10 protein-coding genes are annotated in these 8,303 nt (G+C 62.3%); 4 read left to right on the top strand and 6 right to left on the bottom strand.

Features of this window, described 5'->3' with window-relative positions:
• On the bottom strand, positions 1-395 hold a 395-nt coding region (locus VJ307_02345), incomplete at its 3' end, for a hypothetical protein (protein HJX72968.1).
• Between the two features lie 129 nt (positions 396-524).
• Positions 525-1,274 (bottom strand): SDR family oxidoreductase, encoded by a 750-nt coding sequence (locus VJ307_02340; protein HJX72967.1) that lies wholly within the window; start codon positions 1,272-1,274, stop codon positions 525-527.
• Between the two features lie 774 nt (positions 1,275-2,048).
• Here VJ307_02340 and serC point away from each other — a divergent pair.
• Complete coding sequence (serC, locus tag VJ307_02335) at positions 2,049-3,173, top strand: 3-phosphoserine/phosphohydroxythreonine transaminase (protein ID HJX72966.1); 1,125 nt, start codon at positions 2,049-2,051, stop codon at positions 3,171-3,173.
• An 87-nt stretch (positions 3,174-3,260) separates the two neighbouring features.
• On the opposite strand, the gene VJ307_02330 is transcribed toward serC, so the two are convergent.
• Positions 3,261-3,977 (bottom strand): 50S ribosomal protein L11 methyltransferase, encoded by a 717-nt coding sequence (locus VJ307_02330; protein HJX72965.1) that lies wholly within the window; start codon positions 3,975-3,977, stop codon positions 3,261-3,263.
• 481 nt (positions 3,978-4,458) lie between these two features.
• On the opposite strand from VJ307_02330, the gene VJ307_02325 reads away from it, so the two are divergent.
• The 3 genes from VJ307_02325 to VJ307_02315 all read left to right on the top strand — a co-directional run bounded on the left by VJ307_02325 (position 4,459) and on the right by VJ307_02315 (position 6,743).
• Entirely contained in the window at positions 4,459-5,013 is a 555-nt protein-coding gene (locus tag VJ307_02325; protein HJX72964.1) for a hypothetical protein, read from the top strand.
• Positions 5,014-5,108: 95 nt separating this feature from the next.
• Positions 5,109-5,888: an aldo/keto reductase gene (locus VJ307_02320; protein HJX72963.1), complete on the top strand. Its 780-nt coding sequence runs from the start codon at positions 5,109-5,111 to the stop codon at positions 5,886-5,888.
• Positions 5,889-5,894: 6 nt separating this feature from the next.
• Complete coding sequence (locus VJ307_02315) at positions 5,895-6,743, top strand: HNH endonuclease (GenBank protein ID HJX72962.1); 849 nt, start codon at positions 5,895-5,897, stop codon at positions 6,741-6,743.
• Positions 6,744-6,814: 71 nt separating this feature from the next.
• Here VJ307_02315 and VJ307_02310 read toward each other — a convergent pair whose 3' ends face one another.
• From VJ307_02310 to VJ307_02300, 3 genes are all read right to left on the bottom strand, one after another.
• Positions 6,815-7,105, bottom strand: coding sequence for a hypothetical protein (locus VJ307_02310; protein HJX72961.1), 291 nt, complete (start codon positions 7,103-7,105; stop codon positions 6,815-6,817).
• Positions 7,106-7,335: 230 nt separating this feature from the next.
• Entirely contained in the window at positions 7,336-7,893 is a 558-nt protein-coding gene (gene ilvN / locus VJ307_02305) for an acetolactate synthase small subunit (GenBank protein HJX72960.1), read from the bottom strand.
• A partial coding sequence (locus tag VJ307_02300; protein ID HJX72959.1) for a thiamine pyrophosphate-dependent enzyme occupies positions 7,890-8,303 on the bottom strand: 414 nt, incomplete at its 5' end. The genes ilvN and VJ307_02300, both read right to left, overlap by 4 nt.

The raw sequence follows: 8,303 nt of genomic DNA, 5'->3' as shown, positions 1-8,303 counted from the left end.
GTCTCGAAACGCACCGACTCGGGGGACAGCTTCCCGATGAGACCCGAGAGGTAGGCCATGGTTCCTTGGGTGATGCGGACCAGCAGGCCGAACTTCTCCTCCGCGGGGGAAAAGAGGAATTTCTGGATGACGAAGCTGCTTCCCGGACCCAGGGAGAGGGTGGAGTCGTCCCGGAGGATGACGCCCAGCGACCCGTCGGAGCCGGTGCTCAAGGTGTCTCCGGCGAAAAGCTTTGTCCCCTCGGAGGCCGGAAGGACGTGCCCCTCGTGTGTGATGGCGGCCTCGCCTTCGGAGTTGCGCACGATGCCGATGATCTCCTGGGCGGAGGCGGGAAGGGCCCACGCCAGGACGGATAACGCAACCAGAAGAACCGCGACGAACGGCGTGCGTCTCATGCCCCATATCTCCCGAAAAATTACGACCATCTGCACTCTCCTTGTATGTTTTTCCCCCGCCTATGTCAAGGATCGGGGGGGAACCCGCCCCCTCCCCGAAATACGATCGGCGGATCGTTGCGGCCGGGCTCAGGTCATGTGGATCCCGCCGCTTACCGGGAGATAGCTCCCCGAGATAAACCGGGCCTCCTCGGAAGCCAGGAAAAGGACCGCCCCCGCCACGTCCCCGGGCAGGCCGATCCGCCTCAACGGCGTCATCCGGACGGACGCGTCCTTTTCCCTTTTCGAGAGAAAGGCGGTGGCATCGGTCTCGGTAAGCCCCGGCGCGACCACGTTGACCCGGATCCCCTTGGGACCCAGCTCCAGGGCGAGGGACTTCAGGAAGGCGTCCAGGCCGGACTTGGCCGTGCTGTGGGCGCAGAATCCCTCCCCCGGTACCCGGGAGAGCCCGCTGCTGATGCCGATGATGCACCCTTTCTTCCTTTCCACCATCCCGGGGACGGCGGCCTTGCAGCAGAAGAAGGCGGCCTTCATCTCTCCCACGAGTTTCGCCTGGAAATCTTCCCATCGGAATGCGAGGAAGGGAACGACCGGAAACGAGATCGAGGCGTTCAGGACGATCGTGTCGATGGGCCCCAGCGCCGCCGTCACCTTGCGGACCATCGCTTCCGTATGGTCCATATTCCGCACGTCGGCCTTCACCGCGATCGCGGTCCCGCCTTCGGCCTCGATCTCCGACACCACCTTCCGGGCGGCTTGCGCGCTCCGAAAGTAGTTCACCGCCACGGCCGCGCCGTGCCGGGCCAGGAGTTTGGCGGTGGCAGCGCCGATCCCCCGGCTTCCCCCCGTCACGAGGGCCACTTTTCCTTTCATCAGCATGACGATCTCCTTCCGGAGTCCGGCTCGACGCCGGCTCGCTCGTGGTTTCCTATTTCAAGACGGACGAAAGCGTTCGTCAAGAGCGGCGGGATCGGTGCTACGGTTGCCTCACATGGCCGTCCGCCGTGTGCAGATCCAGTGCCGGAAGACGGGCCGCCTCGAATTGGCCGCTCGTCGCGTCGTCGACGCGCCGGTCACCCACGGCGCGGACCGGTAGAACAGCAGCCACCTTTGTGCAACCGCTGGTTGTCGAGATCATTGTACTGCTCCCGCTGGGTCGATAGTACTCGGCCGAAACCCGCTCCTGGATTACGGAACGGGATATCGGAAACCGTTTTTTTCCGCGGGTTTGTTGGTATGTTATTCCGGCTTTTCGGAAAGGGGGGAGGCGGTTCGGATGACGAAACGGTTGCCGTTTGAACTATACTTACCGTCGGTCCCGATCCTTTGCGCCGCTCCCGGACACGGGCTACCCGTTTGCCGGGGGCATCCCAACGGGATCCGGGACAGGAGAGCCTGCGGTTGCGGATAGAAAGCGCGACCTTAAGCTCCCGGGGCGGCATGCCCCGGTTCTTTGGCCCCCCCGGTTGCGAAGAAAAGACTTGAAGGTGTGCCCCGACCTTTGGAAAATGGGGTAATCCCCAAAGCGGGATCCCGTGATCCGCCCATAAGAACGATCGAGTCCTTGACGTTGCTTTGCTCGAAAAACCGGCCCGCGGCCGGAGAAGAGGTGCGGTCCGCGGCAATCCCCTCCGCGCCCGGATGAGGAGCCCCATGAGCCGAAAGATCAATTTCAACGCCGGACCTGCCGCCCTTCCCCTCCCTGCCCTCGAGCGCGCCCGCGACGAACTGGTCGACTTCGCCGGCAGCGGCATGTCGGTCATGGAACACAGCCACCGGGGCAAGGAGTACGAGGGGGTTCACGACGAGGCCATCGCCCTCGTGCGCGAGCTCCTCGGGGTCCCGTCAAGCTACGAGGTTCTGCTGATGCAAGGAGGCGCCACGGCGCTGTTCGCCGAGGTGGCGATGAATTTCCTCGAGAAAGGGAAAACCGCCCAGTACCTCGTCACCGGCGCCTGGGGCGAGAAGGCGCTCGGGGAAGGGAAGGTCGTCTCGGCGTTGTTCGGCGCCCAAGTGTCGGTCCAGACCACCGGGACCGGCGAAGGCAAGGAGAAGAGCTACACCCGCGTGCCGCCCCCCTCCGAAGTGAAGGTCGACCCGGGGGCCGCCTACCTGCACATCACCTCCAACGAGACCATCCACGGCGTGCAGTTCAACGCCGACGGCTCCCGTCCCTTTCCCGACACCGGCGCCGTGCCGCTCATCGCCGACATGTCGAGCGACTTCCTCTGGCGCCCCTTCGACGTGACGAAGTTCGGCCTGGTCTATGCCGGCGCCCAGAAGAACCTCGGCCCCTCGGGCGTGGTCGTGGTCGTGGTTTCGAAGGAGCTTGCGGAAAAGGGAAGAAAGGACATTCCCAAAATCTTCCAGTTCCGCACCCATGCCGCAAACAAGTCGCTCTACAACACCCCGCCCACCTTCGGCGTCTACATGGTCCGGAACGTCCTCTCCTGGATCAAGTCCCAGGGGGGGCTCGCCAAGCTCGAGGAGGCGAACCGGAAGAAGGCCGCGCGCCTCTACAGCGTCATCGACCGGAACGCCGGGTTCTACCGCTCGCCGGTGGAGAAGGAGAGCCGGTCGGTGATGAACGTGGTCTTCCGGCTCCCCAGCGAGGCGCTCGAGGAACAGTTCATCGCCGAGGCCAAGAAGCGCGGGATGGTGGGACTGAAAGGGCACCGCTCGGTCGGCGGGATCCGCGCCTCCATCTACAACGCCGCCTCCTACGAGTGGGTGGATACGCTCGCGGGATTCATGGAGGAGTTCTCGCGCGGCAAGTAGGGAAGGGGACCGGAGGAAACGACCACCCCCCGGACCGGCCGGTCCGGGGGGTCTTTTCCCCCAGCTCAAAGTTTCGGGTGCGGGGCGCTATCCCGCAGGGGGGGCGTTGCGCGATCTTTTTCGTAAAACCAGCGTCATCCAGCCCCGTATCCTTTTCCTGTCCAGAAGCTCCAGGGGGTGCTTTTCCAGGAAGGCCAGGAAAGGGTGGAGCTCCCTCTCCATGATCCCCGAGAGGATCGCGACGCCCCGGTCGTGCAATTTGCCGACGAGAACCTCCATGAGCCCAACCAGAAGGAGCGGCCGGAGGTTCGCGGCGATGATGTCGAACGGGCCTTCCGCCTGTTCGATCCCGCCTTCCCTGACCTCGATTCCGGTCGCGATCCCGTTCGCGGCGAGATTTTTCCTTGCTTCCCGGCAGGAGGCGCCGTCGATATCGACCGCGGTCACGTGACGCGCTCCCAGCCGGTGCGCCGCGATGGCAAGGACCCCCGTGCCCGTCCCCACATCCAGGACGGTTTCTTCTCCCCGTTGGAACTTCTCGAGCGCAAGGAGGCATCCTTCCGTGGTGCCGTGCCCGCCGGTCCCGAATGCTCGTTCGACATCCAGGAAGATCGTTTTCCGGTTTTCATGGGAATCCGGGACGGGGAACCTTTTTCTGGCGATCAGGATCGTTTCGCCGACGGGCCTGGGTTTCCGGAGCCAGAAAGCGCGTGGCTCTCCCCAGTGCTCGATGAACGGCTCGATACATTCAGAGGGGAAATCAAGGATGGACATGTCGAACCCCTTTCTTTCGTACCGTACCATAAACTCTTCCCGTTGCACTATTGCGTGATCGAAAGAAACGGGGAGGTTCCAATTTCATGGAACGATGGAGAATCCAAGGTCATTTTCGAAATATGATATAAAAATTTAAATATTATGTTCTAACAATCTGATAAGCAACATATATAATAATCCGGTACGAGGTCCTGCCCGACGATCCGCTCGAGAAGGCGGTCGGACACGACCAGGCCACGATGGTTCGATCGTTTCATCCTGAACTTATCCCCCTTTTTTGCCGATCTTGTCCAGGCCGGCCATTTTCCGGTCCTTCGGGGTCGAAGCCGGAATCGCCCCGGGCGTACCGGGTTCCGGGGTGAGATCAACGGGCGGCAGAGAAGGGAATCGCCTTGAAGCGTTTGGGAACTTGTGCTTTCCCGCGGTTTTCAATACGCTTTAGCGCATGGGGCGTGGACGCGGGAAATCCGTGGGTCTAAGAGCGGGGACAAGGGATCGGCGACCGGCGATGGGGAAATCCGCGCGTCTTCTTGTTGCCGGATTCCTGATCGCGTCTTCGTTTTCCTTCCTCGGGGGATGCGCCACCTACCCGACCCGGGAGGAGACCCGGTCCCGGGAAACCTTCGGAAGCGGCTACGAGGAAGTCTGGGAGGCCGTCATGGCCACTCTCCAGGAAGGGAACTGGAAAATCAAGACCATGGAAAAGGACTCGGGACGGATCGTTGCGGATGACCCGGGCCTGGAGCTGCGGAAATACATGCTGGGAAGGTACGACTCGACGTACTGCTTTTGCGTGTTGCAATACCCCCGCGATGTCCTGGGGCAGCTGCTCGGGACGTACGCCATCGTCCTTACCCGGGAGAAAGAGCTTCGGACCTCCGTGAACATCGATGCGTCGTTCCAGGCGACCCTGTTTGCGGAGAACAAGTTTGCCGGCTGGCTTCCCTGTCCCACGAAAGGGGTTTTCGAGCCCTTCTTCCTCGACCGGGTGAAATCCCGCCTGCGTCCCCCGAAACCCCCTTCGCGGAACTTCGAATGGTGGATACCGAGCAGGGGGTACTGATCCGGGAGGGATGCGCGGACAGCGCTTCCCGTGCACCTTCGCAACCGCATGTTCCCGCCGGAGGGGGGATCGATCGTCGCGGAAGGGGAAGAACCGTGAACGATTTCATCTGCCGCGAGGTGCCCAGTCTCGGCCGAAAGTTGTTCCGGCTGGGGCTTTCCGGATCCTTCGGCCTGGACGAGGCGGGTTGCCGCGAGGCGCTGGAGCGCATCCAGTACGTCTTCTGGAGCCCGCTGATGAAGGGGCTCACACCGGCGCTTCGCGACGCCCTCGCCCGCGACCGGGAGCGGTACGTGGTGTCGGCGGGCCCGCTTCTGGGATACCTGCCGGGCGCGGTGCGCCGTGGCGCCGAGCGGGCTCTTCGGACCCTCGGGGCCGACTACCTCGACGTTTTTCAGCTGTACTGGCTCGGCAAGATGTCCGCCTTTACCGGGGCGGTGCAGGCGGAGCTCGTGAAGCTTCGTGACGAAGGGAAGGTCCGCGCGGTAGGGGTTTCGATTCACAACCGGAAGCGGGCGGGCAAACTCGCCGAGGACTCGATCCTCGATCTCCTCATGATCCGTTACAACGCCACCCACCCGGGAGCGGAGCAGGAGATCTTCCCGCATCTCGCAAGGCGGCGTCCCGCGGTGGTCGCCTACACCGCCACGGCCTGGCGGCGGCTTCTGCATGCGCCCGGCGGCTGGAAGGGGCCGGTGCCCACGGCCGGCGACTGCTACCGATTCTGTCTTACGAACCCGCATGTGGACGTGGTGCTGTCCGGCCCGCGAAACGTGGTCGAGCTGCGGGAGAATCTGGCCGCACTCGAGAAGGGACCGCTTTCCTCAGGGGAGATGACTTTCCTGCGGGAGTTCGGGGAAGCGGTGCGCGGATAACGACCCGTGTCTTCCTTCCCCGACCGATTCCCCCATCTCCATCCCGGCGAGTCGGTCGACAACAGACGACTGACGGAGATCTTCCGGTGCAGCCCGCAAGGGGGCCTGCGCAGGTCCTTGCAGACGAACAGCCTCGTCCTGATTTGGGACACCACCCAGTCGATCTACCTGAACCGCTGGCGCGAGGGGATCATCCACTATGCGGGAATCGGGCTGGTCGGCGATCAGGAGCTTCACCGCGGCCCGAACAGGGCTCTTTCCGAGCTGCCGGTCAATGAGGTATCCGCTTTTCTCTTCGCGCGATACGAGAGAGGGACCTATACCTACATCGGAGAGATCGAACCGGCGGGTCCTCCGATTCCGGAACACCAGAGGGACCGGACGGGCCGTCTTCGAAAGGTCTGGGTTTTTCCCCTTCGACTCAAGGGAGGCAAGACCCCTCCCCCCATCCCCGAGTGGGTATGGGACGGGAAACGGAAAATGCAGGAGAGGGCCGCCGCGCGTCTTCCGATCGAGAAGGTGATCCGCAAGGCACGGGAAGTGGACCGGAAACCCGGGATGCACACCATGAGCGTCCAGGTGTACGATCGGGATCCTTTTGTCTCCGAGTATGTCAGGCGGAGGGCGAATGGACGATGCGAGTTATGCGCAAAGAAGGCCCCCTTCCGGGACCACAAAGGAGCTCCGTATCTCGAGATGCACCACGTCACCTCCCTGTCCGGGGGAGGGGAGGACACGACCGGAAACACGGTCGCGCTATGCCCCAATTGCCACAGGAAGATGCACGTGTTGAATCTTCCCATCGATGCGGCGGCGCTTCGGGCGGCAGGAGAGAAAAATCCGGTGATCGAATAGAACGCCGGCGTGACGGCGGAACGTCTTCGGGACGCGCCTGCCCCGGGCAGTCCGCTTCGCGCGGTTGGCCGCTACGGGCCCCCGGATCCGTATTCCGCGTCCTTTTCGCGCCGGGCATCCTCGTGATGTTTCTCCTCCAGATACCTGTTTGCGAAAAGGTAGACCAATAGGACAATCGCCCCCCCGGCGATGCCGAGAGGTTCGATGATCTGGGCATAGTTCCCCCAGAACAAGATTCCGAGCGCGATCAGAACGAACAGGCAAAGGGCGGCGGCAATCCGTTTCCCTTGTCTTTTCCCGGAGCCTGTCTCCGATTGTTGGGTGTTCATCCGGAAATTCCTCTCCTCGGGATAAAACCTCATATCGTCCTTTTCCTATGAAAAAAATATGCCAAGGAGGAAGAGGCGGAGGATTCTCGATGAATTATGATGGGTTGGGGAAAACGAGGAGGGGCGGGGAAAACGTATAACCGGCAAAAAAAGGAAGCGGGAATCGTCTCGTGACCAAAAATGTCATATCAAGGGACGAGACGGCGATTCAAGCGATTGCGTTCACGCCGGATAGGGAGGGCAGACGGACTCCCCGGGGATTCTCATGGCTTGTTGCCGAGGGACCGCGCGCGCCTCTCGGGCAGTACGATCCGGTCCAGTCCCATATCCTCCTTTTCCCGGTGCATGACCGTGGCCCCCGTCCGGGCGATCCCTTCGATCCCGAACTCCTCGAACAACCGTATGGCGTTGTCGATATTTTCCTGCTTCCCCGTGATTTCCACGATCATGTGCGCGGGGGCGACGTAGATCACCTTTCCCCCGAAGATCTGCGTGGTCGCGGTCACGTGCACGCGGTCCTGCGGGGAGGCCTTGACCTTCAGGAGGACCAGTTCCCGGTTGATCACGTTCGCGTAGGTCACATCCTCGGTCTTCGGGATCTCCGTGATCTTGTCGATCTGCCGGACGATCTGGTCGATCTTGTTCCCTTCCCCGTGGGAAAACGAGATGGTCATCCGGCTGATCCCCTCGACGTGGGTGTGGCCGACGGTGATCGTCTCGACGTTGTACCGCTTCTTCCGGATGAGGGAGAGCAGCTTGTACAGGACCCCCGGCTGGTTGTGGGCGAACGCCAGAATGGTGTGCAATCTCTTCTGCTTCATCGGGTGACCTTCATGTCGGAAAATCGGGAGCCCGCCGGGATCATGGGCAGGATCATCTCCTCCATGTCCGTCACGATCTCGAGCAGGTAGGCCCCCTTGTGCTTCATCGCGCGCCGCAGGGCCGGCTCGAGGTCCTTCCCTTCGGAAACCCTCTCCCCGGCGATCCCGTACGCCGCCGCGAGGGCGATGAAATCGGGGTTCTTCACCGGGGTCCCGACGAACCGGCTCCCGTGGAAGAGGTCCTGCCACTGCCGGACCATCCCCAGAAAGTTGTTGTTCAGAAGAAGGATCTTGATGTCGATCTTCTGCTCCATGATGGTGCCCAGCTCTTGAATGTTCATCTGGAAGGAGCCGTCGCCGACGATCACCCACACGCGTTCTTCGGGACGCGCGAACTTCACCCCCATCGC

The organism is Candidatus Deferrimicrobiaceae bacterium (assembly GCA_035256765.1).
Taxonomy (GTDB): Bacteria; Desulfobacterota; Deferrimicrobia; order Deferrimicrobiales; family Deferrimicrobiaceae; genus CSP1-8.
Note: the sequence above shows the minus strand (reverse complement) of the source record. Positions and strands in the feature narration are given on the sequence as shown.

Coding starts and splice junctions, on each gene's coding strand:
- VJ307_02325 (HJX72964.1), top strand. CDS start 4,459: ATGGGGAAATCCGCGCGTCTTCTTGTTGCCGGATTCCTGATCGCGTCT.
- VJ307_02340 (HJX72967.1), bottom strand. CDS start 1,274: ATGCTGATGAAAGGAAAAGTGGCCCTCGTGACGGGGGGAAGCCGGGGG.
- serC (HJX72966.1), top strand. CDS start 2,049: ATGAGCCGAAAGATCAATTTCAACGCCGGACCTGCCGCCCTTCCCCTC.
- VJ307_02330 (HJX72965.1), bottom strand. CDS start 3,977: ATGGTACGGTACGAAAGAAAGGGGTTCGACATGTCCATCCTTGATTTC.
- VJ307_02310 (HJX72961.1), bottom strand. CDS start 7,105: ATGAGGTTTTATCCCGAGGAGAGGAATTTCCGGATGAACACCCAACAA.
- ilvN (HJX72960.1), bottom strand. CDS start 7,893: ATGAAGCAGAAGAGATTGCACACCATTCTGGCGTTCGCCCACAACCAG.